Raw genomic sequence first — 25,761 nt, forward strand, 5'->3', positions numbered from 1 at the left:
TTGTCGTTTTTCGGAGAAAGGATCCTTCCTTCGTCAGGATGACGTTCTTTTGGCTAACATACGGCCCCAAACCTCCCCCCGCCCATGACCTTTGCCGAATACGACCAACTCGACGGCCTCGCCCAGGCCGACCTCGTGCGCCGGGGCCAGGTCACGGCCGCCGAGCTGTGCGCCGCCGCCGTAGCCCGCGCCGAGGCCGTGAACCCCGCGCTCAACGCCGTGGTACGGCCCCTGTACGCCGAAGCCCGCGCCCGGGCCGCGGCGGGGTTGCCGGCCGGGCCGCTGGGCGGGGTGCCGTTTCTGCTCAAGGACTTCGGGGCCCAGTACGCGGGCGTGCCCCACACCTCCGGGAGCCGGGCGCTGCGGGGCTTCGTGCCGGAACAGGATGCTGCGCTGGTGCAGCGCTGGCAGGCGGCGGGCCTCAACATCCTGGGCAAAACCAACACCCCCGAATTTGCCCTCATGGGCGTCACGGAGCCCGCTTTATTCGGTCCGACGCGCAACCCCTGGAACCTGAGCCACACGCCCGGGGGCTCCAGCGGCGGGGCGGCGGCGGCCGTGGCGGCGGGCATAGCTCCGGTGGCCGGGGCCGGCGACGGGGGCGGCTCCATCCGGATTCCGGCCGCCTGCTGCGGCCTGTTCGGGCTCAAGCCCAGTCGGGGCCGCAACCCTACCGGCCCCGAGCAGGGCGAGAAGTGGCAGGGCGCGGCCGTGGAGCACGTACTCAGCCGCTCCGTGCGCGACAGCGCGGCCCTGCTCGATGCCACCGGCGGCCCCGACGCCGGCGCGCCCTACTTCCTGCCCCCGCCCACCCGGCCTTACCTGGCCGAAGTCAGCCGCCCGCCCGGCTGCCTGCGCATCGGTTTCAGCTTGGGCCATCCCCTCGATAAGCCCCTGCACCCGGAGTGCGCCACCGCCGTGCGCGAGGCCGCCCGCCTGCTCGAAAGCCTGGGCCACCACGTAGAAGAGGTGCCGCTGCCCTTCGACGGCCAGGCCGTGGCCCGGGCCTTTCTGATGCTTTACTTCGGCGAAACCGGGGCGAGTATCGCCGCCCTGAGCCAGCACCTGGGCCGCCCCGCCCGCCCCGCCGACGTGGAGCCCACCACCTGGCTGCTGGGGCTGCTGGGCCGCACCTATTCCGCCGCCGACTTCGCCGCCGCCCGCCACACCTGGAACGACAGCGCCCGCCGCTTCGGCCGTTTTCATGCAACCTACGACCTGCTGCTCACGTCCACCCTGGCCGTGCCGCCGGTGCGCATTGGCGAGCTGCAGCCCAGGCCCACCGAGCAACTGCTGCTGAAGCTGGTGAACACTTTTGGGCTGGGCGGCCTGATTCGCCGCTCGGGTCTGGTGGAGCAGCTGGCCGAGCAGAGCCTCGAAAAAACACCTTACACCCAGGTCGCCAACCTCACCGGCCAGCCTGCCATGTCGGTGCCCCTGCACTGGACCGCCGACGGCCTGCCCTGCGGCGTGCAGTTCATCGCTCCGCTGGGAGCCGAGGACGTGCTGCTGCGTCTGGCCGGCCAGCTGGAGCAAGCCCAGCCGTGGTTCAGTAAGCGGCCGGTGCTCTGAAAGCCTTCCCAATAGCCTCCCCGGCGCCGATGAGCCGGGGGCCGCAGTCGTCCGGGGCCGGCCGCCGCCGCTGGGCTGGGAAAACGGCATCCCGCCGGGCACCAGCGCGGCTCCCTCGACCATAATTAGCTGGCTAGGCCGGGCCCGATGGCCGCAGATGTGGCGGAAAGTAGCGTATTTCGCGGCGCCTGCTACTGAGTGGCGCTTCTGCTTCGTTATGAAAATACTGCTTTCTATCCCCGGTCATACCCGCACCATTCCGATGGGGTACTTCGTCGAAAAGGCATTGCGTGAGCTGGGCCACGAGGTGGTGGTGTTCAACCACGAGCGGGAAGATCAGCTGGACCGGCTGCGCGAGAAAATCAGCTTTAAACGCTTTCTGGCCCGCAAAAACCGCCTGGTGCTGGCGCTGGCCAAAACGGAAAAGCCGGACGCATTCCTCACTATTTATGGCAAGACGCACGACGCGGCCACGCTCCGCCAGCTCCGCGAGTGGGGCATCCCGGTGCTGTGCTGGTGGCTGAACGACCCGTTCGATTTGGGCACCAAGCATATTCCGGTAGCGGAGTACGACCATTTTTTCACCAACAGCCGCGGCACCCACGCTGCCTACCGCGACCAGGGCGCCCGCCACGTACACTTCCTGCCGGTGGGCATCGACCCCGACACGCACCGCCCGCTGCCCGCCGCCGACAAAAAATACGACATCGTATTCGCCGGTGACTGGCACACCATCCGCGAAAAGGTGCTCCTGGAACTGGTGCAGCACCATAAAGTTGCCCTGATGGGACCCTGGCGCCGCGTGATTCCCAAAAACTCGCCCCTGCTGCCTCATTTCATTCAGCAGGGGTATTTCACCCCTGCCGAAATGGCCGTGGCCTTCAACGAGGCTCGCGTGGTGCTGAACCTGCACACCTGGTACGGGCGCTGGGACTATGGCGTGAATCCGCGCCTGTTTGAAGCCAGCGGCTGCCGGAGCTTCCAGGTGAGCGACTGGAAAGAGGAAATCCCGGAGCTCTACGTCCCCGACCAGGAAATTGTGCTGTACCGCCACAGCCAGGAGCTGCCCGAGCTGCTCACCCACTGGCTGGCCCGGCCCGCCGAGCGGGCCGCCGTGGCCGAGGCCGCCCTGGAGCGCACCCTGCGCGACCATACCTACCCCCAACGCATGCAGCAGCTGCTGACCGTGGCCGGGCTGGACTAAGGGCGATTCTCCCGGAGCACCTTGCCCAGGGCAAGGCCCGGCCGCCGGGCGGCGAAAAGCGGCGGCTGGTGGCAGCGTTACTGCGCCCCGGCTACCCGCATAGCGAGCAGGTATACGCCTTCGGAAGCCGTGATGAACAGGGTTTTGCGGTCGGGGCCGCCGAAGCAGACGTTGGCGGTCCATTTTTCGGGCACCGGAATGCGGGCCAGCAGCTGACCGGCGGGGCTGTAGACCGTCACGCCCTCGCCGGTCAAGTACACGTTGCCCGCCCGGTCCAGGGTCATGCCGTCGGAGCCCTGGGCCACGAAGGGCTGGCGGTTGCCGAGGCGGCCGTCGGGCCCGATGTCGTAGCGGTAGGTTTGGTTGCCCTCGATGTCGGCTACGTAGAGCTGGCGGCCGTCGGGGGTGCCGATGAGGCCGTTAGGCTGGCGAAGGCCGTCGGCCACGGCCACGGGTTGGGTCTGGCCGGGGGCGAGGTAATACACCCGGCGGCCGCCGAGCAGGCTGTCGGGGGCCTGGCGGGTCCAGTAGGGGCGCTGGTAGTAGGGGTCGGTGAAGTAGAGGCCCTGGGTTTGGGGATTCACCCACAGGTCGTTGGGGCCGTTGAGACGGCGCCCGCCCGCGTCGCGCACCCGTACCGTAACGGTTTTGTCGGGGGCAATGGACCAGAGCTCGTTGCGGTTGTCGGCGCCGGCCAGCAGGTTGCCGCGTCCGTCGAAATAAAGGCCGTTGGCGCGGCCGGCCGGCTCCAGGAACAGGCTCAGCTGCTGGCTGCCGAAGTCGTAGCGCCAGATCCGGTTGTTGGGCTGGTCGGTGAAGTACACGTTGCCGGCGCGGTCGGGGGCGGGACCTTCGGTGAAGCTGAACTGCCGGGCCACCAGCCGGGGCGTAGCGCCCGCCGCTACGGGGCTGGCGGAGGCTGCCTCCGTTACCGGAGTGGTGGTACGGGGCGCGCAGGCTCCGGCCAGCAGCGTCAGACAAGCGGTGGCGCGCACCAGCAGGAGTCGGGAAGCACTCATCAGGAGGAAAATTAAGGCTATACGTCAGCAAGGTAGCGCGGGTGGGCGCGAGGTTGCACCACCCGGGGCTCTTGCCCGGGCGGCCATCGGCAGTTGCTTGGTAAACCTGATCGGCACTACCTTACCCCCTGAGCCGATGATGACATTTGGCGGCGGCTGGTCGGGCGGCGCCGCGTTGGTTTTTTTCTTCCCGAATTTTATTTCTGCGGCTTTTATGGATGCTACCCTCACGCCCTCTGCCATTGCCCTGCTCCGGCCGCTGCTGGAGCAGGGTCAGCAGCTGTTTTTTGTATTTCACCTCGAAGCCCAGCGCCTCACTTACGTGAGCCCGGCCAGCGCGGCCCTGCTGGGGGCGGCCGCCGATGTGCTCATGGGGCCGGGGGAGGCGGCAGCGGCCGCCCTGGCCGCCGTGCTGGCGCGCGTGCACCCCGACGACCAGCCGTACGCCGCCCGCTGCTTCCAGCACTTGCTGCGTAGCGGCTACCTGGAGGCAGTGGAGCTGCGGCTCCGGCGCGGGCCCGAAGGGGCAGACCAGTGGCTATCGGTTTCGGTGGCCCGGGCCGAGCAAGCCCCGGGGCAGACCTACCTGAGCGGCTCCGTCCTCGATCAGACGCCGCTGCGCGAATACCTCGACAACGCAGCCCGCTTCAACAAGAAGAAGAACGCCACGCTCGAAATTCTGGCCCACGATCTGGCCGGGCCCTTCGCCATGATGCAGCAGCTCACGGATTTCGTGACCGATAAAGTGGAACCCCTGCACGACCAGAAGCTGGAGCAGCTGCTGGGGATGATGAAATCCACTTGTCAGGACAGCATCACCCTGATCCATGATTTTGTCGACCACGAGTTTATGGAGTCTTCCAACGTGGTCCTGCGCCGGGAGCGGGTGGATCTGGTGGCGGGGCTGCGCGAAATGCTGGAGGAATACCAGCGGGCCGAAGCGAGCCTGAGCCGGCAGTTTCACTTCGAGCCCGCCCAGCCCGCCATGTACCTGCACCTGGACAATAACAAGTTCATGCAGGTGATGAACAACCTGATATCCAACGCCCTCAAGTTTACCCCCGATGGCGGCCAGATCAGGGTGGGGCTGGCAGAAACCGAAACCGAGGTTGAGGTGCGCGTATCCGACGATGGCGTGGGCATTCCGGCCGCGCTGCTGCCCCACCTCTACGAGCGGTTTACGCCCGCCCGTCGGCCCGGCCTGCGCGGGGAGCGGACCACCGGGCTGGGAATGTCCATTATCAAAACCATCGTGGAGCTGCACCACGGCCATATTTCCTGTCAGAGCACCGAGGGCGCGGGCACCACCTTCTTTATCCGCCTGCCCCGCCCGGCACCGGCCGGCTAAGGGAAGCGCCGTCCGGGCCGCGGCAATGGTCGTCGTTGGGCGGGCGCGGGCCATCCGGGTAGCCCGGGGCGCGAAAAGTGCGTATGCTTTCTATACTCCGTCCTTCTGCCTTCTGCGCCATGATCCTCCGACCCTTACTGCTGCTCACCGGGCTTCTGCTTTCGCTTTCCCTGCCGGCCCAAACCCCCACGGCGCCGTCCGTGCCGCGGCCGGCCTCGCCCCGGCAGCTGTTCCCGGGCCTGTTCGAGGCCGTGCAGCTGGGGCGCGTGTTTCCCGACAACAAAACGTTCGTGGATGCGGAGCCCCGTCAGGAGCCGGCCGTGATTCTGGCTGCTTACGCCCAGCTCAAGGACGAACCCAATTTCCGGCTGCGCGACTTCGTGGAGGCCTATTTCCGGTTGCCGGCCGCCACCGGCCCCACCTACCGCACCCACGTAGCCGCCGGCCTGCGCCACCACCTCGATACGCTCTGGACGGTGCTGCGCCGCCCGGGCCAGGATTCGGTAAGTCCGTATTCGTCGCTGCTGCCGCTGCCCCAGGCTTACGTGGTGCCGGGCGGGCGTTTCCGGGAGGTGTACTACTGGGATTCCTACTTCACCATGCTGGGCCTGCGCGAAAGTGGCCGTCCCGAGCTGATCGGGGGCATGGTGGAGAACTTCGCCTACCTGATAACCCGCTACGGCTTCATTCCCAACGGCAACCGCACCTACTATCTCACCCGCTCCCAGCCACCGTTTTTCGGGCGCATGGTGACGCTGCTGGCCGGCCTGCAAACCCGCCCCGCCGCCGCCGATTCGGTGCGCCTGGCCTACCACCCGGCCCTGCTGCGCGAATACCGGTTCTGGATGGCCGACGCCGATTCCGTGGCGCCCGGGGCCGCCGCCCGCAGCGTGGTGCGCCTGCCCGACGGCACGTTGCTCAACCGCTACTGGGACCAGAGCACCGAGCCCCGGGAAGAATCGTACCAGGAAGATGTGGCCCTGGCCGCCCGCGCCACCGGCCGCCCGGCCGCCGAGCTCTACCGCAACCTGCGCGCCGCTGCCGCCTCGGGCTGGGATTTCAGCAGCCGCTGGTTTCGGCCCGGCCAGGGCCTGGAGTCAATCCGGACCACGGAGCTGGTGCCCGTGGATTTGAACTGCCTGCTCTACGAGGTGGAAGTACAATTGGCCCACACCAGCCGCCTGCGCCAGGAGTCGGCTCTGGCTCAGCAACTCGAGACCCGGGCCCGGGCCCGGCGCCGGGCCATCCGCCGCTACTGCTGGGACAGTAAGGCCGACTGGTTCGTGGATTACGACTGGGTACGGCGGCAGCCGGCACCGGTGCGCACCCTGGCCGGGGTGGTGCCGCTCACGGTGGGCGTGTCTTCCCGGAGCCAGGCCCGGGACGTGGCCGCCGGCCTGCGCCGGGACTTTCTGCGTCCCGGCGGCCTCGTCACGACGCTTACTACCACTGGTCAGCAGTGGGATGCCCCCAATGCCTGGGCCCCGCTGCAATGGCTGGCCGTCACGGGCCTGCGCCGCTACGGAGCCACGGAGCTGGCCCAGACCATCGTCGGCCGCTGGACCGGGCTCAACGAGCAGGTGTTTCGGCAGACCGGCAAGCTGATGGAGAAGTACGACGTGGAGAACCCCGCCGTGCTGGGCGGCGGCGGCGAATACCCCTTGCAGGATGGCTTCGGCTGGACCAACGGGGTGCTGCTGGATTTTCTGCGTACTGTCCCCGCTTCCCAACGGTAACCGTTGCGGCGGTGCCCAGTCCCGAAAACAGGGCCATTCGAGCCCAGAGGGCAGGGGCCGCTTGTCGGAACGGTGCAGCTAGCGGAACAGCTCGTTGCGCTCAAGGGCGCGCGCGTAAGCCGTACGCTGCTTTTTGGCCTGCTTCTGTTGGGCTTTGGCCAGCAGCCCCGTGTGTTTGCGGGCTTTTTTGACCTTCCCGGCTTTGGTCGCGGAGGGGTCGGGTGTGGTGGCCTGCGACGGGGTGGCGGCCAGCAGGCTGGTGGTGCCCAGCACAAGGAGGAAGACGATAGCGTTTTTCATGGGACAGAGAAATACTAACAGACAAAAGAGATAAGCGGTGACAAAGGCCTGGTTAGCGGTGCCGTTTGCGCAGGCGCTGGTAAGCGGCGCGGCGGCGTTTTTTGCGCTTGATTTTGCCCCAGCCGGCGCTGCTGGTGGCCACGACCGTACCCGGATAAGTCATCGTTGCCGGGGCAGGAACAACAGGAGCCGGAGCGGCAGCGGCCGGGCAGGCTTCGGTGGCGAGTAGGGCCGCCAGGGTCAGGAGGGAGGGTAGGCGAAGTTTCATAGATCAAATCGAATTTTTTGTTGTCTTTGTGCAAGTATAAGTCAAATAAATTATTGTTAAAATGATAAAGTGAAAATTAACCATAAAAAAACCCTCTCCGGTCAGGGAGAGGGTTAGGCAGGCCGGTAGAGAGCCTTGCGTCGAACGTGTTACGCTTCGGTGCTGGCGGAATCAGCCGTTTTGGCGGCGGCGAATACGGCCACGCTGGCTACCACGGCAATGCCAATGATAAGCTGCGTGGTGGTAAACCGCCGCGAGGCCTTGCGTAGCAGCGCGCCACCGTGCTTCAGCATATCGTCGAACTGGTCCTGCTCACCCTTGAACACGCCGTAGGCGCTCTGCAGGGTGTTGATGATGTCTTCGGGAAGAATTTTTTCTACTTCGGAGGAGAGTTGGTTGCTCATAATCGGAGATGGGAGCGTCAGAATTGAAAATGAAGCCAAGTGGATCGGACGGCACCAGGCCGGACGGACTTCCTTACGGAATCCGGCTGATTTTGATACCCGACCCCGCAAAGAAGTCAGAAATTCTTCGCCCGCAAAGAAAAAACCGCCCCGCCGCCGAGGCAGCAGGGCGGTGAAAAGCACGGCCGCGCCTGCGGCGGCTTATTCGTACACCTTCACCACGAACACGTAGTCCTGGAGCTTGCGAATTTGCTGGGGCCGTGAAGTGCCGCTGAGCTGGTTGCCCCGGGGCAGGTTGTAGGGCTGGCCGGCTCCGGCCGCGCTCAGCGAGTCCACCAGCCGCATGAGGTAGGAGGATTTGGTAGCGAAGGCCGCGCTCTGCACGTCCACCTGCCGGCCACTCACCACGCCAATCAGATTGCCACGGTCGTCGAGCAGGGGGCCACCCGAGTTGCCGGGGTTTACCGGAATGCTCACCTGGTAGAAGCCCGTATCACCCTCGAAACCGGAGCGGGCGCTCAGGGAGCCATCGTTGAAGACGAGGTCTTCGCGGGGGTAGCCCAGGGTGTACACCTTCTCGCCCAGGTCCGATTCGCCGCGCTTAAAGGCGTAGGGCAGCCGCCCGAAACCGCTGAAGTCCTTGTCCTTGATCTGGAGAATCGCCAGGTCGTGGGCCACGTCCGTGAACACGGGCTCGGCGCGGAAGCGCTGGCGGGCGCGGTTCTCAATCAGCAGCGAATCGGCGCCCTGGATTACGTGGTAGCTGGTTACCAAGTAGCCGTCGGCGGTGAGGGCAAAGCCGGTGCCGCTGAATTTGCCCGGGTTGTTGCGCTCCCCGGGCTGGGTGGCGTCAATCTGGGTGAGGGTGCGGTTCATGCTACGCTGGTCGCGCTTGATGCGCTCCACTTCCCGGCGCAGCACGGTGTAGCCGTAGAGGGAAGGTTTCTGAGCGGTGCGGTACATTTCCAGGCCCAGCAGGGTCGCAAATACGGCCAGCACGGCCACGGCGGCGGCTACCATCATGGTGGCGCGGTGGCTCTGCCAGAAGGCGCGCAGCTTTTCCTCGGTGCGGGAAATGCGTAACATGGGACGGGGGGCGCGGCCGGCGGCAAACTGCTCCCGACGCTCATCTTCCTCAGCCACTTTGGCCAGGGGCAGGCGCGGTGCCGGCCCGGCAGCCGGCGCCTCAAGCGGCACGTTGGCTTCCATATCGGCGTGGATGGCCTGCAGGCGGCGGCGCAGGGCCAGGCGGCGGCCGTAGGCCGTGAGCGTACCGGTCAGGTCCTCGAATTCGCGCAGGCGCCGGGCCAGTTCCGGGTCGGCGGCGAGGCGGTGCTCCAGCGCGGAGCGCTCGGCCTCGGCCAGCTTGCCGGCCCGGTAGGCCTCAAACAGCGCGTAGTAGTCAGCTTCGGTTTTCATATCTGCTAGAAGTGAGATAGGAGACGATGTTCAAGTGGCGCTGATATCAGCAGAACGTCGGCTCACTTCTCATTATCCCATGTCTAAGTAAGCTCCTGGTACTGGGTAAAAAAGAGTTTTTTCAGCCGGACCAGGCACTTGTATTTTTGGTTTTTGGCATTGTCGGCGTTGGTGTAGCCGAATTCCGCCGTGAGTTGCTGCATCGATTTATCGAGCAGGTAAAATCCTTCCAGCAACGAGCGGCAAGGTTCCCCGATCAGGTCCAGGGCCTGGGCCATGGTGCCCAGTTGCCGGTCCCGTTCCTCGGCCAGCTCCAGGTCGGCCTCGGCCCCGGTTTCGAGGAAGGGCTCGTGGTCGTCGAGGCGGCCGTCGAAGCGGGTTTTCTCGGTGAGCCGCTTAAGCCAAAGGCGCCGGCACACGGCGTAGAGGTAGGTTTTGATCTGGCAGCTGAGCTCCAGGGAGCCGTCACGGACCTTCTCATAAAATACCATTACGCCCTCCTGGTACACGTCCTTGGCTTCGTCCTCGGTGCCGCTGTTTTGCAGCACGTAGTGCGAAATCATAGGAAAATGCAGCCGGTAAAGCTGGGCCAGCGCCCGGTCGTCGTCGCGGCGGATGGCCGCCACAAACTCCTCATCGGTGTAGGAAGGAATACCCTTACCCATTCGCTTTGTTTCTTTATACGTGAGGTCCGGTTCGGTAACCCGTAAAAAATATATTTTTCAACACAGGGTTACCTGAGGTCGATTCCGGGATGAACGACGTTTTTCGGACTAAAAATTTCAAACTCTCCTCCACAATGAAGAACCTCCTGAAGGTATCCGCTCTGGCCGTTGTATTCGCTGCTACCCTCGCTTCGTGCGAGCAGAAAGCGGCTGAAAGCACCACTACTACGGAAGTAACAGCTCCCGAAGCTACCACCACCGTAACCGACACCACGGTTGTAACTGCCGACACCACGATGGCTCCGGCTGCTACCACCACGGAAACCACCACCACGGAGGTTCCGGCTACCACCACCACTACCACGGAGGTTAAGTAATTGCCCGCCGGCCTGGTCGGTGCACAGTTGCCATAGCCCGGGTTCCGCACAGCGGAGCCCGGGCTATTTTTTTGGCCAATTGCCAAGCCGCAAGATACGGGTATCGGGTCTATTGCACCCGGGAAAGGCTGGTAAGCCGACCGGGAGAGTAGCGAAGCGGAAAGCCCGTTTTCCGATAAGAAAGACAAGCAGCTGCGCCTTGGTTTCCAACGGGTACTGTCGGGCAGCAGACTTGCGCGGTATCAGCTTCGGGCTCCTTACAGCTTCTCTTCCAGCCAGAGCAGGCCGGCCGCCAGCAGAAACAGGGCGTAGCCCCACCAACGGGGCCAGGCCGTGCGGTGGGCAGGTAGGGTGAGGACCGACCCCGCGTCGCCGAAGTTTCCGGCCGGAAGCAGTGCCGCCGCGCGCTGCCACTCCTGGCGCCGGGGGCCGGTCCACTGACCGGAATCGTACACGTAAAACCACTGGCTCGTCCGTCCGATTCGGGCCTGGTGCCAGCCGGCGGTGGCGGGCCAGTAGGTGGCCGTGGCCCATTCCGGCACCCGCTCATCGGGCCGCTGGGCCAACTGGAGCGTATCGGCAGCGGGAGCGGCCACCCGCAACGGGTTGCTGCCGGTGCCCACCGTGCGCAGGGAGAGGGGTGCAGCGGGGTGGGGCCAGGAACTCAGGACCTGAATGGCGCCGGCTACCCGCTGCATCGGGCGCGCGGCCGTGAGCAGGCGGCTCCAGTAGGCCGCGTAAGTGGCCGTCTGGTTTTGCAGGGACCAGGGAAATGTTTCGGTGATGGTGCTCACCACCACCGTGCCCAGCCCCAGCGGGCGGGCCGCCGCCACGGGCTGCCGGTCGGGGCCGGTGGTCATGAGTACGCGCAACCCTTCCGCCGGCCGCAGGGTGGCCGGCACGAGGGCCTTGGCTGCGGGGGCCGCCGGCCAGCGCAGGGACTGGGCCACGGTGGCCGCCGCGGCCGACCGCCCCTGCACCCGGAAGGCACTAGCGCCCGGCAGCTGCCGGGGCACAGTAGGCGAGTCGGCTAGTAGCAGAACGCCGTTGGTGCCTTCCTGCACGGCCCGTTGCAGGGCGGCTGCTTCGGCCCCGCCCAGGCCCGCCAGGGAGGCGGCATCGGTTACGATTACCTGGAAACGGGCCAGCAGGGCGGGGGTGAGGCTCCCCAGGGCGGGTGGGTTGGGCAGGTTGAGGAACTCGGTCTGGGTGAGGCCCCGGCTCAGGCCCGTGCGCACCGCCACGGCGTGCTGGCGGGCGGCCAGGTAATCCTTCAAAAACCGCAGCTCAAACGACGGCGCGGCGGCCAATACCAGTACCCGCAGGGGCTGGGAGGCCTGCACCTCTACCGGTACCGGCTCCTGCGCCAGCAGCCGGGCGTTCTGCCGCGCCTCCAGCCCATACACGGCCCGGCCGGTGGTGCGCGGGGTATACCGCAGCTCAAACGCGCCCCCGCCCGCCGGCAGCCGCACCGAGTCGCGGACGGCTCCGGCGGCGCGCAGACGCACCCACACCGGCTCGTTCTCGGTCCGGGCCAGCTCCCCGGCCACGATCCAGGGCTGGCCGAGCTCGGGCTGGGCATCCCAGGCGGCCTGTGGAAAGCCGGTGGCCGGCGCATCAGCGTGCAGCTGCAGGCGCAGACCACCCAGGGCGGGTACGTCGGCCGCCGCCAGGCCTTGGCCCAGTACGTGCAAGTGGCGCAGGCCGGGCAGCTGCTGGCCCAGGGCCGCGGGGTTGGCCAGCCCAATCGTATCCGCTTCGGTAGCCCCGCCCAGGCGGTACACCGGCGCAGCGGAACCGAGGCGGCGCCGGAGGGCGCGCAGGGTATCGGGCGAGTAGCCGGGGGTGAGCAGCACGGCCGTAGTGGGGCGCAGCGGACCGGTTTGCTCCCGTGCCGGCGGAAACGCGGCCAGCCCCAGCCCGGCTACGGCCCCCAGTCCGGCCCCCAGGCGCAGGGCGCGCCGCCGCGCATCGGGCCGGCGCAGGGCCAGCACCGTGAGCAGAAGAGCGAGCAGCAGGCCGGAAATCAGGAACAGCATAGGGCGAGGCAGGCGGCGGGTGGAAGGTATAGTAAGCGGCAGTATCCGGCAGAAAGGTCCGCCTCAGCGGTTCAGCTCCTGGAAATACCGGCGGGTGAGGCCGCTGGCGGGCGTGGTGGTGCGGGTGGGCGCGGGCGGCGGCAGGGGCAGCAGACTGGTCAAGGCCCGTTCCAGGGTGGGCAGCGTGGCCCGGTCCGGGGCCCGGTTGGCGCGCAGGGTAGTCGTGAGGGTCCGGAGCTGGCGCAGGGCCCCGAGGTAGCGGCCGGGCTGGCTCAGGGCGGCGCGGGACAGCTCCGGCCCGGCTTGCTCCAGCGCGGCCGCGGCTCCAGCGGGCGCCGGCCCGGCCGCGCGCAGCTGCGCCAGCACCCGCAACGCCGCCCGCAGGGTGGGCTGGGTAGCCGGGGCCGGCCGCTGGCGCTGGCGGCGGGGAGCAGTGGCCCCGGCCAGGTCGCCGGTGAGGCGGGTAGTGGCCTCGGGCATGGGTGGGGGCGTAAAGCCGGCCTTTTTCACGTAGGCCCGGGTTTGCTGCTGCACCTCCTTGAGCAGGCGCAGGGCCCGGTACTCATAAGGGCGGGCCTCCCGGAGCCGGCCGGTGCGCAGGCGCAGCTCGGCCTCCCACATTTCGCTGAGCACGGCCTGGAGCTTGGTCTTCACGGCGGGCTCCAGGAAGTCGGCGGTTTCGGCGTCGTCGTGGCGGTGGATGTAGGGCTCCAGCAGTTCGGCAGTGCGGGCCTCGTAGGCCGACTGGCCCGCGGGGGCGGGGGCGTCGTGGCTGTGGTCGTGGCCGTCGTTGGCGGAATGGGTTTCGGCGGGGGCGGGTTCGGCTTCGGTGTGGTCCTCGGCCACTACCGAGCCCATGCCCGGGGGCTCGGGCTCGGCAGCTTCGTCAGCCTCATCGGGCCGGGTGGCCCCCCCGATGCTTTCGTCGGTTTCCTCGCCCAGAAACTTGCCGTAGCGCATGCGCAGCATCTTCTGATCCACGCCGATGCCGTTGGCCCGTTCCTGTACCGTGGTGGCCGGAAGCCGGCTCTGCTCGGCCAGCAGCTTTTCGGTGTCGATGATGATCTGGCGCTGGCTGCGGAAGTAGGCCGGGGCCGTGCTCACGCCCAGGGAGGCATCGAGGGTGCTTTCCTGCACCGTCGTGTCTTCCCACTGCACGAGGTAGGTATCGGAGCGGGTCAGGTGCTGGTGGTTGTCCCAGGCCTGGAGGTAGAAGTACACTTCGTCGCCGTAAGTCAGGCCGAGGGCGGGCAGGTTGAGTACCGGCTGCAGGGTGGCGGTGGCGGGCTGGCCGCCCAGCGCCGCGCTCAGGTCGGTGACCACCTCCCGGAACTTCACGGCCTCGCCCTCGCCCTGGGCTACGGTGGCCACCAGCCGGGCCCGGGTCAGGCCGTAATCGTCGCTGAGGCGGGCGTCAATCCTCACCCGCGGGGGCTGGCCGAATTCCACCAGCGTGTAGGCTTTGGGGCTGATAACACGGATAACTGGCGCCTGATCGGGCACAACTTCGATGGAATAATCCTCCGATACCTGGCCCCCCAGCCGCAGCCGGTAAAGCGTAGATGCCAGCAACGTTTCTTCCCGCTCGAAGGCCGTGGAATCGCCCGGCACGGGCCGCAGGGGCAGGCGGCGCGCCCCCAGTTCCAGCACCGGGGCCGTACGGGTGGCCCGGCTCACCGTCACGCGCCAGCGCACCCGGCTTTCCCGGGGGCAGCGGAACGAAGCGCCGGCGGGGGCAAAGGCCGCCTGCCGGGTGTAGGCGGGCGGCTGCACCCGCAACCGCGTGGCCGTTAGGCGCGGGGCCGCGGCGGGCGTGGCCGGTGGCTCGGTGAAGCGCATCGGCACGGGCGCTTCCACGGCGGTGGCGGCGGTATGGGCCGCACCGGGCCGTTGCCCCCAGACCAGGGCCGCCAGGGCCAGCAGCAGGGCCGTGGCGCCCAGGGCCGGCCGGAAGCTCACGGGCAGCAGCGGAGCGGCCGCGGCCAGCTCGGGCAGGCGCCTGAGCAGGCGCTGCTGTTGCAGGTTTTCCAGCAGGTTTAGGTCGGAGCCCGGGCGCAGGAGTAGGGCGGTGCTGTCTTCGAGGGCCGGGTGGTGGCGGTTAAGGCGGGCGGCCACGGCGGCCGGGGTTTCGTGCCAGATGTACCAGAGCCGGGCCCCCAGCAGCAGCAGACCCGCCAGGGCCGCTCCCGCCAGCGCCGGCCCGGCCCCCGGCCAGCTGCGTGCCGCCAGCAGCAGCCCGGCCGCCGCCAGCGCCGGCAGCAGCAGCGCCAGGGTACGGCGCCGGGCCCTACTCCGGCCGGCCGCCTTCACGAATTCGGCCGGAGCCGCCGGGGTGGCGGAAGTAAGAACGGGAGCAGCCGTCATGACGAAAGCGGATTAGCGGTGGAAACCGGACGGGCCGGGCGGCGGGCGGCCAGCAAGCGCTCCAGCCCGAACAACAGCCCGGCCCCCAGCACCAACCACGGCGCCAGCGGCCGGGTGGGGCCGGCGGGAGGGGCGGAAACTTCAGTGTCCGCCGTCCCTGCAGGGCCGTGCAGCTGAGCCAGGGAAATCAGGCGGGAATCGGGCTGGAAGGCGGGCGGAGTGGGCGGCAGCAGCAGGGGCAGCAGCAGGGCGGGCAGCTCGGGACTGTCGGCCAGGCGGCTCCAGGCGGCATCGAGGCGGGTATGCAGGCGGTAGCGGCCCGGGGCCTGCCAGCTCAGCAGGGGGCGCCCGGCGGCCGTGGGCCACAGGGTAGCGGCCCCGGCGGGCGAAACGGTATCGAGCCGGGCCACGGCCAGCGCGGAGCCGGAGCCCGCGGGCCGGAACCAGATGGCCGGGCCTTTCGCCCCCGTGGGGGCCTCCTGCCAGGTTTGCAGCCCGGGGGCATTGGCCCAGCGGGCGGGCAGGGGCGCGTCGCGGAGCCAGAACAGCCAGTCGAGCGAATCGGAGGTGGCGGGTAGGGCGGGGCCGCTCACGAGGCGGGGGCGCAACGGCAGTACCGGGACCAGGGCCCGTAGGGCAGCCGTCAGCACCCGGGCCGAAGCGGCGTGGGCGGCATCGTAGCTCAGCTGCCAGCGGGGCGCGCGGGTAAGCAGGGGCAGCGGGCGGCGGCGGCCGTTTACGGTCACCACCAGCTCCCGCGGAGCCGTCAGCCGGATTTCACTGCTACCCCAGCTACCCGGCAGGGGCTGCCCCACGGCCGGCCGCCGCAGGCGCACTTGCCGGTAAGCAATGGCAGCTTCCGTCCCCGCGGCCACCAGCACCACGAGGCTATCGGGGTGGGGCTGCCAGGCGGCCACGGGCCAGCGGCTGGAATCGGCGGGGGGCAGCGGGAGCCAGCGCACGGCGGCCGGCAGGGCCACCCGCGTACCCCGGAACGAGGCCAGATCAAGCGAAGCCACCACCACCAGCGGCCGGCCGGGCAGGGAATCGGCGGCCAGCTGCACCGTGTGCCAGAGGTTGGGCGCGGGCGCGAAAACGGAATCAACCCGCAGCCGGGCCGGGGCCTGGGTCGTGTCGCCCAATCCGATGGCCGCCCACCCGACGGGCGCGCTCAGGGGCCGGCGTTCCGCCAGCTGGCGCAGCTCGTAGCCGCGCCGGCGCAGGGAGTCCAGCACGTCGCGGACGGGCGCCAGCGCCGCGGCCGTGATGCCCGGGGCCAGCAGCACCTGCCCGCGGCGCGGGGGGGGCGGCAGGCGCTGGGCGGGTTCGGCCAGGGCCAGGGCCAGCAGGCCCAGCACGGCGGAGCGCAGCAGAAAGAGCAGCAGCTGTTCGGGCTTGAGGCTGCGCAGGCGCTGGTTGGCCGCCGTCTCCAGCCACCGCACGCTGCCCACCCGCACCACCCGCCCCGGCCGACGGTTCCAGAGGTAAATGGCCAGCGGCAGGGCCAGCCCCAGCAGGGCCAGCCAGCCCGTGGCCGCATGGGAGAAGAAAATCGGGGACAAGGAACAGCGGTAAGTTTCGGAAGGTCAAGGTGGCAACGCCGCAGTACAGACGCAACTTTAGGCGGGCGGTTGTTTGTCGTTGTTCGTTATTCGATGGGGAAGAACGTCATTCTGAGCATCGCGAAGCATCTCGCGGGCTGATGTTGTGCTGCTAACCTCACGTTAGGATCACTCTGGCAACGTCAGCACGCGAGATTCCTCGGCAAGCTCGGAATGACGTTCTTTTCAGCAGCCAAAAACCAGTTACCACCTACCAACAAACTACGCCCGGTTGCGGCGGTGCAGGAATTCGCGGAGGGCGGCGGTGAGGGGCTCGGCGGTGTTGAGCTGGTGGTAATCGAAGCCGTGGGTGCGGGCGCGCTGGGCGGTGGCGCGCAGCCAGGGTTGCAAGTGCTGCTGCCAGGCCCGGCGCTGCTGGTCGGCGTTGAGCTGGAGCTGGCGGCCGGTTTCGAGGTCTTCGAACGTCACGGCTCCGCGGAAGGTGAATTCCAGCTCGTTGTGGGCCATCAGGTGGAGCAGCAGCACCTCGCCCGAGGCGGCCCGCAGGCGGGTGAGCAGGCGCTCAATCTCGCCGTCTTCCTCGTACAAATCACTTACGCAGATGGTGAGGGCGGGCTGGCGGCGGGCGGTGAGGGGGGCCAGGGTGGCCGCGTCGGGGAAGCGGCCGGCGGCTTCGGCGGTTTCCAGGGCGTGGTAGAGGCGGGGCAGCTGGCGGGCATCGGCGCGGGGTGGCAGGTGGAGCAGGCCGGCGGGTTGCAGCACCGTCAGGGCCACCGCGTCGCCCTGCTGGGTGGCCACGTAGGCCAGGGCCGCGCACAGCAGGCGGCCGTACTGCAGTTTGGTCAGGCCGTTATCGTCCTGGTGGTTCATGCTGGCCGAGGCATCCAGCACCAGGTGTACCACCAGACTCGTATCCACCTCCGACTCGCGCAGGTAGTAGCGGTCGGAGCGGGCGGCCAGGCGCCAGTCGAGGCGGCGCAGGTCGTCGCCGGGCTGGTAGGGGCGGTACTGGCTGAACTCCATGCCCGCCCCCTTGCGCCGGCTCAGGTGGGCCCCGTGCAGCAGCCCCTCAGCCGCCCGCTTGGCGGCCAGCGGCAGGTTATGCAGAGCGTGGAGGTATTCGGGGGTGAGCATAGTGAGTTGTCGGTTGGTAGTTGTCAGTTGCTAGTTGTCGGTTGTCAGTTGTCGGTGCCTTGGTTCAGCGTTTGAAAAGCTGACAACTAACAACCGACAACTAGCAACTGACAACTCAAACCGCCACCGCCTTGAGCAGGGCGACTACTGCGTCGTCGGTGGTCAGGTTTTCGGCTTCGGCGTTGAAGTTGAGCAGCACCCGGTGGCGGAGCACGGCCGGGGCCAGGGCGCGCACATCGTCGGGGGTGGCAGCGAAGCGGCCTTGCAGCAAAGCCCGGGCCTTGGCGCACAGAATCAGGGCCTGGCCGGCGCGGGGACCGGCGCCCCAGCGGCCGTAATCCTGAATGAACTTGACCTCCGAAGTAGCCGGCCGGGTAGCCCGCACCAGGCGGTTAACCAGCTGCACCAGCTCCTCACTGATGCTCACCTGCCGGGTCAGGAGCTGGAGCTGGCGCACGTCGTCGCCGCTCAGGATGGGCTGCACCTCGGGGCGGGCGGTGCCGGTGGTGCCGGTGAGCACGGCCAGCTCCTCCTGTTCGGTGGGGTAGCCGATGCGCACGTAGAGCAGGAACCGGTCGAGCTGGGCTTCGGGCAGGGGGTAGGTGCCGCTCTGCTCAATCGGGTTCTGGGTGGCCAGCAGGAAGAAGGGCTTGGGCAGGGCGTGCTCCTGGCCGGCGTAGGTCACGTGGCCCTCCTGCATGGCCTCCAGCAGGGCGGCCTGGGTTTTGGGCGGGGTCCGGTTGATTTCGTCGGCCAGCACCAGGCTGGCGAAGATGGGGCCGGGGTTGAACTTGAACGAGCGGTGGCCGGTGCCGTGGTCTTCCTCCAGAATCTCGGTGCCCAGAATGTCGGTCGGCATCAGGTCGGGGGTGAACTGAATGCGGCGGAAGGGCAGGCCGGTGGCCTGGGCCAGGGTGCGCACGAGCAGGGTTTTGGCCAGCCCCGGCACGCCTTCCAGCAGGGCGTGGCCGCCGGCCAGCAAAGCCACCAGCACTTCGTCCAGCACCTCGTGCTGGCCCACAATCACCTTTCCGATTTCCTGTTTGAGTTGGGGTAGTTTCTGCAGCAGGCGGGTTACGTCTTGTTCGGTCATAAGGAAAGAGTTGGGGAGCAGGGACGCGTGCAACGCATCCCTACCCGTCAGGCCGTGAGGGCGTACAGAATGATGTTCACGCCGAACTTGGTGTTGTCTTCGGCCAGGAAGCGTTTGTTGCGGAAGTCGTAGTCCCACTCGCAGCCGTAGTCCTTGTTGGAGTAGAGCACGCGCAGGCGGCCGTCGATTTCGATGCCCTTGAGGTAGTCGTGCACCAGGTCGTCGCCCCAGCCGTTGAGCTCAAAACCGGTGTTGGGCGGGCCTTCCGGAAACTGGAAAAACTGGGAGTAAAGCGGGTGGGAGCCCGGCAACTTCTTCAGCGCCCCCGCCCCGAAGCACACGCGCATCTGCTCCTCGAAGGAGCGCGCAAACAGCCCGTCGATGTCGTGGTTGCAATCGTCCACGAACACGAAGCCGCCCCCGCGCACGTACTGCTCGAAGTTCTTTTTTTCCGCCGCCGAAAACTGTACCAGCCGGTGCCCCGAGAGGTAGCAGAACGGGTAGCGGAACAGCTCCGGGGAATCCAGGGCCACCACTTTCTCCTTGGGCGCAACGGGTACCTTGGTGTACTGCACCAGGGAATGAAGCAGGTTGGCCGGCATGCGCTCATCCACCGCGTCCCAGTCGCCGGAGCGGTATTGCAGACGAACGAAGGTGAAGGGCGCGGGCATGCAGGCAGAGAGTGAAGAGGAAGGGAAACGGCGTAAAGACGCGGGCAGACACAAAAGGTGGCTCCCGGGCCGCGGCAACGCAAGCCCTGGCAAAACAAACCCCACCCGGAACCACCGGATGGGGCTTGCGGCAGGGCGCGTAGCGTGGCCAGCGGCTGGCTACACCGCGTCGGAGAGGCTAGTGAAGGTGAAGTCCCGGATTTTGAGCGGGGGCACCAGGTTGCCGCCGATGCGCACTGGGCGACCGATGGCTTCCAGGTTGTTGAGCATAATCACCGGCGACTCGTTGAAGCGGAAGTTCTTGATGGGAAACTTGATTTTGCCGTTCTCGATGTAGAAAGTTCCGTCGCGGGTAAGGCCGGTGTAGAGCAAGGTCTGCGGGTCCACGTCGCGGATGTACCAGAGGCGCGTCACCAGGATGCCCTTGGCGGTGCCCTTAATCAGGTCCTGCACGCTCTGGGTGCCGCCTTCCATAATCCAGTTGCCGGGGAAGGCGGTGGGCTGCTGACCGGTTTTCTGGGCCCAGTAGCGGGAGTAGTACAGGTTCGAAACCTTCCCTTTTTCCACCCAGCTCATGCGCTTCACCGGCAGGCCCTCGTAGTCGAACACGCCGCTGGGCACCTCCGCGTTGAGCGGGTCGGAGTAGATGCTGATGCGCTCATCGAAGAGCTTTTCGCCCTTGCGGTTGCCGCCGCCCTTTTTGCTGAGGAAGGAGCGGCCCTCGTCGGCTTCCCGGGCCCCGAGGCTGTACATGAGGTTGTTGAGCAGCCCTTCGTCGGAGGCCAGGGCGGCGGGCTCCAGAATGACGGTGTACTTGCCGGGTTCCAGGGCCTTGGCGTTGCGCGAGCCGGCGGCCTTGTCGGCGGCCAGCTGGGTCAGGTTTTTGGCGTTGAATTTGGCCGCGTCGGTGTAGTCGGCCGTGGCGTAGCCCGAGCCGGTGCCGTCGGGCGTGCGCACCGTGATGGAGAAGTCCACGCTGGTGCTCTGCTGGTAGGCTTCGAGGCCCTTGTTGTTGCGCAGGGCCTGGAAGTAGGCGCCGTCTTCGAGGTAGCCGGCGGCCGTCAGGTTCTTGGCCACGCACAGCCCGATACTGTCGCCGGCGGCCCGGGCCCGGAAGTCGGGGGTGATGGCGGCGGTGCTGGCGGCGTAGGCCACGGGCGTGAGGTACTGCTGGGGCCCGAGCAGGGGCATGTACTCGGGGTCTTCGGGGGCGAGGCGGGCAATTTCCTCGGCCCGCTGCACGCAGCGGCGCAGGGTGGCATCGTCGAACTCGTTGGCGGTGGCAATGCCCGCGCGTTTGCCGAAGCGCGCTTCCACGGCCAGGCTCACGTTGTCGGTGGCCCCGGCCGTGCTCACCGAGTTGCGGGCGTAGCGCACGTTGCCGGTGGTGCGCCCGTTCAGGCTGGCCTGGCACTCGTCGGCGGTGCTGAAGCTGAGTACCTTTTTAAGGATGGCCTGGGCTTCGTCTTTGGAAAGGATAGCCATGTGATGGAATGTGCGGAATGTGGAAGAATGTGTTTAATGTGCTCAATAATGGAATAGGTGGCCGTAGCCGTGTGATGGAATGTGCGGAATGTGTTTAATGTGCTCAATAATGGGATAGGTGGTTGGCGCAGCTAATGCCTCTCAGGTGCTGTTCGCATTGGCCTTACTGCTCGTGATAATGCGCGCCAGCAAACGGCGGACTTGTTGCAGCGTATCGAATATTTCGGCGGCCGGAGTTGGGTAGTTGGGGGCGTGCCGGCAGAGCTGCAGCCAGTAGTCCGTTTCCTCCGCTTCCTTGGCCGCTATCTTACACTTATGAATAAAGTCGGCCCGACTTTCGGCGTGTTGGGCCTCCCGCATACTGGCCCCGATGGATGTCGCGCTGCGCAGCACTTGTTGCGCGAGCACAAACCGACGAACTTTCTCCATCTCTTCCACAAACGCCATCACCTGCAACGACAACTCGAAAGTCAGGCGCAAAACAGGGTTATCGGCGGGGGCCAACATGGGGTATATTTTAATGTGGAGAATGTGCTCTTAATGTGGGAGATGTGGATTGAATGTGAATAGTGTAGTTGTCGGCTGATTAGGTGCGTTTTCACTTTCAACCCACATTTCCCGCATTAAAAGCACATTCACCCCACATTCTCCACATTCAAGACACATTAAATTTTCCTCGCGGTATTAATCACGTTCACGGCGTTGAAGCGCGTGGTGCTCGAGCCGTGGCTCACGGCCGAGCTCTGGCTGGGCTGGCCCTTGCCGTCGTTGAAGAAGCCCGCGAACCGGTAGTCCGACGCGTCGCAGACGGCGGCGCAGGAACCCCAGAACTCCAGCGTGTTGGTCTGGTAGGCCACGTCCTCGAGCATTTCCGTGATGCGGCCCTTCTCGATGGCGTAGAACACCTGGCCCCCGAACTGGGAGTTGTAGCGCTGCTGATCAATGGAGAACGAGCCGTTGCCGGCAATGTAGATGCCCTTGTCCACGTTCTTCACCATCTCGTCCACGCTCAGCTTCTGGGTGCCGGGCTTGAGGCTCACGTTGGGCATGCGCTGGAACTGCACGTCCTGCCACGACTGCGAATAGCAGCAGCCGTCCGACTCCTGCTGGTTCACGATGTGGGCCTGGTCGCGGATTTTCTGGTAGTCTACCAGCTTGCCCTGGTCGATGAGCATCCATTCCTTGGTCGGCACGCCTTCGTCGTCCCAGCCCACGGCGCCCAGGGAGCCGGGCTGGCGTTTGTCGGCCACGATATTCACCTGCTTGGAGCCGTAAGGCTGGTTTTTGGCCTTCCATTCCAGCGTCGCGAAGCTGGTGCCGGCGTAGTTGGCTTCGTAGCCCAGCACCCGGTCGAGCTCCAGCGGGTGGCCCACCGATTCGTGGATGGTCAGACCCAAATGGTGGGGGTCGAGCACGAGGTCGTACTTGCCGGCGGTTACCGATTTGGCGGTGAGCTTCTGCTTGGCCTGCTTGGCGGCGCGGGCCGCGTCCTCCAGCATGTCGTAGCTGTTGCGGTAGCCGATAACGTCGGAGCCCTGGGGCCCGGGTAGCTTGTCTTCGGCCTTGGGCGAGAGGTACTCGTAGCCCAGCCCCATGGGCGAGCTGAGCGCCTGGCGGCTGCGGAATTTACCCGAGCTGCGGTCCACCACCGTCACGCCGAAGGTGGGGAAGATGCGGTGAATATCCTGGTCGATGTAGGAGCCGTCGGTGCTGGCAAAGTACTTCTGCTCGTTCACCTGAAACAGCACCGAGTTCACGAACGAGGCCCCGTTGTCCATGGCCGCGGCGTTGGCGGCCAGCAGCAGGTCCACCTTCTCCTTAATAGGCACTTCGAAGGCGTTGCGCTGGATGGGCGCCTTCCACGACACCTCGCCCTGGCCTTTCTGGGGCGCCAGCTTCACCTGCTCCTTCTGCACCTTGCTGTTGGCTTTGGCAATCTGCACGGCCAGCTGAGCAGCCTTGGCGATGCCCGCCTCGGTTACGGTATTGGTGGAGGCGAAGCCCCAGGTGCCGCCGGCCAGCACCCGTACCCCGGCCCCGAAGCTTTCCGAGCTCACGATGTTCTGCACCTGCTTTTCGCGGGTGAACACGCCCTGGTTGAGGTAGCGCCCGATGCGCACGTCGGCGTAGGTGGCCCCGGCCGCTTTGGCCGCGTTGAGGGCCGCGTCGGCCAGGCGTTTTTTCACGGCCACATCCAGGCCGGGCTCCAGCAGGCGCAGCGGGTCTACCACGTCGCCGGCAAAGCCAGGAATAGCGGGCAGCCACAGGGCCCCGGCGGCCAGGCCCGTCAGGCCCACGAAGTCACGTCTTTTCATAAATCACAGATGTTGCAGATGGAAGGGATGAAAAGGATTTGTTCTGATGGACGGAATGCGCACGGCGTACTTGCTTAGGCCGTGTCAGGGAGTGAGCAGGGTGCCGAAAGCGCCTTTTTGCTCGAAGGCTTTGATGGTGGCTTCTTCCAGCGGCGTGCGTTTTACCACCGAATTGTTCTGCCAGAAAGCCGGGTCGTAGGGTAGATTTTTGATGGCTTGCAGGTCAGCCCCATCTCCCTTTTTGGCAGAGTGATAGGTGACGTTGGCGGGTGCCGTAGCCCGACCGCCGTACAAGACCGTGAAGGCGGATGCCCGCACGCTCATATCTGGTTTCAGGTGGCGCTTCAGGGTTTCCTGATGGTCTACTTTCAGATAATCCAGCACCGTAGCACCGTCTGCTGTCGGCCGGAATACCCACTCAAAAGCAGTGCTGTTATTCTGGAGCTTGAAAAGCGGATTATTGATTTTCGTGCTGAAAATACAAGTAACCAGCCGGTAGCGTAGCAGTTGATACGAGTTAGCATCAATCAGCAAGCTACCGTATTCCCGCTCCGGATTGGTCTTATCCTTGAACCCGATTTCCACCAGTTCCCGGTTCCCGTCCGAACTGATGCCCAGCAGCTGGAAAGTGCAACTGGCCGTGGGATCCAGGCTCAAGGTCTGTTTGGATTTTGTGGAATCACCACTCAGGCTCGTGACGGTTACTCCACGCGTGTAAAGTGAAAAATCCTTGAACTTCAGCAGCGCCTTCTTCTCCGCGTACCGGCCCTGATAAGGGGCGGTTTTTTCGATTCCGATGCCGCTCGCTTCAGTATGCCAGACCATTTCCTGAACTTCAACCGGGTCATTGTCGAGGCGGGTTATCTGCCGGTAAAATGCTTGGCCATAAGTCGGGCGGTTGGTGCGTTGCAAGTGGCGGTAGGCTTTGCGGATAAGCTCGGTCGTGTAAGCCCCCGGCACCACGTCGGGCAGGGCCACGGCCGCCGGTTGCAGGCGCACCACTACCGTCGTCTGGCCCGCCGTCAGGGCCACCGTATCGGCCCGGTGACTCAGCTCCGACACGATGAGCCGCGCCGGTAGCTTGCCAGCTAGCTCAAACTCGCCTTCCGCGTTGCTGGTCGTGCCCTGGCTGGTGCCGGGCACGCCCACGCTGGCATACGGTATCGGCTGACCAGTACCGGCGTCGAGCACTTTGCCACTGAGCTTCTGGGCGTGAGCACTCACGCTGACAGCAAAGCCAAGGGACAGCAAAAGGAAGTGCCTGCTCTTCATACAGTACAGCTGGTACAGATGTAATGACTTAGTCTCGATCAGAGCTGGGGCAGATGAAATGGATTCATTCGGGGAAGCGGGTAAGCAACCAGCCGAACGAATCCTTTTCATCTGTGCCATCTGCGCCATCTGTGATGCTAGACGGCGTCCGAGAGGCTGGTGAAGGTGAAGTCGCGGATTTTGAGCGGGGGCACCAGGTTGCCGCCCACGCGCACCGGCTTGCCGATGGCTTCCAGGTTGTTGAGCATGATAATCGGCGACTCGTTGAAGCGGAAGTTCTTCACCGGGAACTTGATTTTGCCGTTCTCGATGTAGAAGGTTCCGTCGCGGGTGAGGCCGGTGTAGAGCAGCGTCTGCGGATCAACGGGGCGGATGTACCAGAGGCGGGTAACGAGGATGCCTTTGGCAGTGCTCTTGATCAGGTCCTGCACGCTCTGGGTGCCGCCTTCCATAATCCAGCCACCGGGGCGCGGAATGTCGGGGATGCCGGCTTTCTGGGCCCAGTAGCGGGAGGTGTACAGGTTTTTCACCACGCCCTTCTCAATCCAGGTCATCTTCTGCTGGGGCCGGCCGTCGCCTGAGAACGTAAGGTCGGGCACTTCGGCGTGGGTGGGGTCGGAGTAGATGGTCACGCGCTCATCGAAGAGCTTTTCGCCCTTGCGGTTGCCGCCCCCCTTTTTGCTGAGGAAGGAGCGGCCCTCGTCGGCGTTGCGGGCGTCGAGGGCGCTCATCAGGGCCTGCAGCAGCGAGGCGTCGGTGTTGGCCACCAGGGCGGCGGGCTCCAGGATGACGGTGTACTTGCCGGGCTCCAGGGCCTTGGCGTTGCGCGAGCCGGCGGCTTTGTCGGCGGCAATGCGGGTCAGGGTTTTCGCGTCGAACTTGCTGGCGTCGTTGTAATCGGCCGTGGCGTAGCCCGAGCCGGTGCCGTCGGGGGTGCGCACCGTGATGCTGAACTCCAGGCCCGAGAGCTGCTGGTAGGCCTCCAGGCCCTTGCTGTTGCGCTTGGCCACGAAGCCGGCCGAGTCGTTGAGGAAGGCGGCCGAGCTCACCTTCTTCTCCTCGCAGATGGCCATGCTGCTGCCCACCTGGGCGGCGCGGTAATCGGGCGTGATGTCGGCGGTGGCTTTGGCAAAGCTCTGGGGCGAGGCCAGGTACTGCTGGGGCCCGAGCAGGGGCATGTACTCGGGGCTTTCGGGGGCGAGGCGGGCAATTTCCTCGGCCCGCGTCACGCAGGAGCGCAGGGTGGCGTCGTCGAACTGGTTGCAGGTGGCTACGCCGGAGCGTTTGCCGAACCGGGCTTCCACCACGAGGCTCACGTTATCGATGCCGCCGCTGGTGCTGATGGCGTTGCGGGCCGAGCGCACGTTGCCGCCCGACTGCCCGTTGAGCGTGGCTTCACACTCGTCGGCGGTGCTGAAGCCAATTACCTTTTTAAGGATTGCCTGGGCTTCGGTCTGGGAAAGAATGGCCATGTAATCTAATGTGTGTAATGTGGAAAATGTGCGGAATGTGGG

Annotated in this window: 22 protein-coding genes; 5 read left to right on the top strand and 17 right to left on the bottom strand. The window is 66.1% G+C overall.

The window, feature by feature from the left end; all coding sequences use genetic code 11:
• Positions 1-84 precede the first annotated feature (84 nt).
• Positions 85-1,572 carry an amidase gene (locus KLP40_RS07650; protein ID WP_215593181.1) on the top strand — a complete coding sequence of 496 codons (1,488 nt, stop codon included), beginning with the start codon at positions 85-87 and terminating at the stop codon, positions 1,570-1,572.
• 217 nt (positions 1,573-1,789) lie between these two features.
• Complete coding sequence (locus tag KLP40_RS07655) at positions 1,790-2,776, top strand: CgeB family protein (RefSeq protein WP_215593182.1); 987 nt, start codon at positions 1,790-1,792, stop codon at positions 2,774-2,776.
• Between the two features lie 77 nt (positions 2,777-2,853).
• Here the strand turns inward: KLP40_RS07655 and KLP40_RS07660 are convergent, their stop codons facing one another.
• Positions 2,854-3,795, bottom strand: a complete 942-nt coding sequence (locus KLP40_RS07660; RefSeq protein ID WP_215593183.1) for an SMP-30/gluconolactonase/LRE family protein — start codon at positions 3,793-3,795, stop codon at positions 2,854-2,856.
• A gap of 214 nt (positions 3,796-4,009) precedes the next feature.
• Between KLP40_RS07660 and KLP40_RS07665 the strand changes: the two genes are divergently transcribed.
• On the top strand, positions 4,010-5,143 hold the full coding sequence (locus tag KLP40_RS07665) for a PAS domain-containing sensor histidine kinase (RefSeq protein ID WP_215593184.1): 1,134 nt from the start codon (positions 4,010-4,012) through the stop codon (positions 5,141-5,143).
• A 119-nt stretch (positions 5,144-5,262) separates the two neighbouring features.
• Positions 5,263-6,879, top strand: a complete 1,617-nt coding sequence (gene treF / locus KLP40_RS07670; protein ID WP_215593185.1) for an alpha,alpha-trehalase TreF — start codon at positions 5,263-5,265, stop codon at positions 6,877-6,879.
• Positions 6,880-6,957: 78 nt separating this feature from the next.
• Here treF and KLP40_RS07675 read toward each other — a convergent pair whose 3' ends face one another.
• The 5 genes from KLP40_RS07675 to KLP40_RS07695 all read right to left on the bottom strand — a co-directional run bounded on the left by KLP40_RS07675 (position 6,958) and on the right by KLP40_RS07695 (position 9,935).
• Positions 6,958-7,179: a hypothetical protein gene (locus KLP40_RS07675; RefSeq protein WP_215593186.1), complete on the bottom strand. Its 222-nt coding sequence runs from the start codon at positions 7,177-7,179 to the stop codon at positions 6,958-6,960.
• 52 nt (positions 7,180-7,231) lie between these two features.
• Entirely contained in the window at positions 7,232-7,447 is a 216-nt protein-coding gene (locus tag KLP40_RS07680; protein ID WP_215593187.1) for a hypothetical protein, read from the bottom strand.
• 149 nt (positions 7,448-7,596) lie between these two features.
• On the bottom strand, positions 7,597-7,851 hold the full coding sequence (locus KLP40_RS07685) for a hypothetical protein (protein WP_215593188.1): 255 nt from the start codon (positions 7,849-7,851) through the stop codon (positions 7,597-7,599).
• A 201-nt stretch (positions 7,852-8,052) separates the two neighbouring features.
• Positions 8,053-9,270: a S1 family peptidase gene (locus KLP40_RS07690; protein WP_215593189.1), complete on the bottom strand. Its 1,218-nt coding sequence runs from the start codon at positions 9,268-9,270 to the stop codon at positions 8,053-8,055.
• 83 nt (positions 9,271-9,353) lie between these two features.
• A complete protein-coding gene (locus KLP40_RS07695) occupies positions 9,354-9,935 on the bottom strand; it encodes an RNA polymerase sigma factor (protein ID WP_215593190.1) in 582 nt (193 codons plus the stop codon).
• A gap of 134 nt (positions 9,936-10,069) precedes the next feature.
• Between KLP40_RS07695 and KLP40_RS07700 the strand changes: the two genes are divergently transcribed.
• Complete coding sequence (locus KLP40_RS07700) at positions 10,070-10,312, top strand: hypothetical protein (protein ID WP_215593191.1); 243 nt, start codon at positions 10,070-10,072, stop codon at positions 10,310-10,312.
• Between the two features lie 257 nt (positions 10,313-10,569).
• Here KLP40_RS07700 and KLP40_RS07705 read toward each other — a convergent pair whose 3' ends face one another.
• The 11 genes from KLP40_RS07705 to KLP40_RS07755 all read right to left on the bottom strand — a co-directional run bounded on the left by KLP40_RS07705 (position 10,570) and on the right by KLP40_RS07755 (position 25,719).
• Positions 10,570-12,351, bottom strand: a complete 1,782-nt coding sequence (locus tag KLP40_RS07705) for a hypothetical protein (protein WP_215593192.1) — start codon at positions 12,349-12,351, stop codon at positions 10,570-10,572.
• Positions 12,352-12,414: 63 nt separating this feature from the next.
• Positions 12,415-14,715 carry a DUF4175 domain-containing protein gene (locus tag KLP40_RS07710; protein ID WP_215593193.1) on the bottom strand — a complete coding sequence of 767 codons (2,301 nt, stop codon included), beginning with the start codon at positions 14,713-14,715 and terminating at the stop codon, positions 12,415-12,417.
• The gene (locus tag KLP40_RS07715) at positions 14,712-16,277 is read right to left on the bottom strand and encodes a BatA domain-containing protein (protein ID WP_215593194.1); all 1,566 of its coding nucleotides are present in this window, start codon (positions 16,275-16,277) and stop codon (positions 14,712-14,714) included. The genes KLP40_RS07710 and KLP40_RS07715 overlap by 4 nt, the downstream gene beginning before the upstream one ends.
• 261 nt (positions 16,278-16,538) lie before the next feature.
• Positions 16,539-17,411 (bottom strand): DUF58 domain-containing protein, encoded by an 873-nt coding sequence (locus tag KLP40_RS07720; protein ID WP_215593195.1) that lies wholly within the window; start codon positions 17,409-17,411, stop codon positions 16,539-16,541.
• A 115-nt stretch (positions 17,412-17,526) separates the two neighbouring features.
• Positions 17,527-18,504 carry an AAA family ATPase gene (locus KLP40_RS07725; protein WP_215593196.1) on the bottom strand — a complete coding sequence of 326 codons (978 nt, stop codon included), beginning with the start codon at positions 18,502-18,504 and terminating at the stop codon, positions 17,527-17,529.
• A gap of 47 nt (positions 18,505-18,551) precedes the next feature.
• Entirely contained in the window at positions 18,552-19,175 is a 624-nt protein-coding gene (locus KLP40_RS07730; protein ID WP_215593197.1) for a DUF4159 domain-containing protein, read from the bottom strand.
• Between the two features lie 159 nt (positions 19,176-19,334).
• Positions 19,335-20,660, bottom strand: coding sequence for a TldD/PmbA family protein (locus KLP40_RS07735; RefSeq protein WP_215593198.1), 1,326 nt, complete (start codon positions 20,658-20,660; stop codon positions 19,335-19,337).
• A gap of 141 nt (positions 20,661-20,801) precedes the next feature.
• The gene (locus KLP40_RS07740; protein ID WP_215593199.1) at positions 20,802-21,167 is read right to left on the bottom strand and encodes a four helix bundle protein; all 366 of its coding nucleotides are present in this window, start codon (positions 21,165-21,167) and stop codon (positions 20,802-20,804) included.
• 158 nt (positions 21,168-21,325) lie between these two features.
• Complete coding sequence (locus tag KLP40_RS07745; RefSeq protein ID WP_215593200.1) at positions 21,326-22,975, bottom strand: TldD/PmbA family protein; 1,650 nt, start codon at positions 22,973-22,975, stop codon at positions 21,326-21,328.
• Positions 22,976-23,059: 84 nt separating this feature from the next.
• Positions 23,060-24,367 carry a carboxypeptidase-like regulatory domain-containing protein gene (locus tag KLP40_RS07750; protein ID WP_215593201.1) on the bottom strand — a complete coding sequence of 436 codons (1,308 nt, stop codon included), beginning with the start codon at positions 24,365-24,367 and terminating at the stop codon, positions 23,060-23,062.
• A gap of 17 nt (positions 24,368-24,384) precedes the next feature.
• Positions 24,385-25,719: a TldD/PmbA family protein gene (locus KLP40_RS07755; protein WP_215593202.1), complete on the bottom strand. Its 1,335-nt coding sequence runs from the start codon at positions 25,717-25,719 to the stop codon at positions 24,385-24,387.
• Between the last annotated feature and the right edge of the window lie 42 nt (positions 25,720-25,761).

The sequence above is a fragment of the Hymenobacter piscis genome (assembly GCF_018760735.1).
GTDB classification, from domain to species: domain Bacteria; phylum Bacteroidota; class Bacteroidia; order Cytophagales; family Hymenobacteraceae; genus Hymenobacter; species Hymenobacter piscis.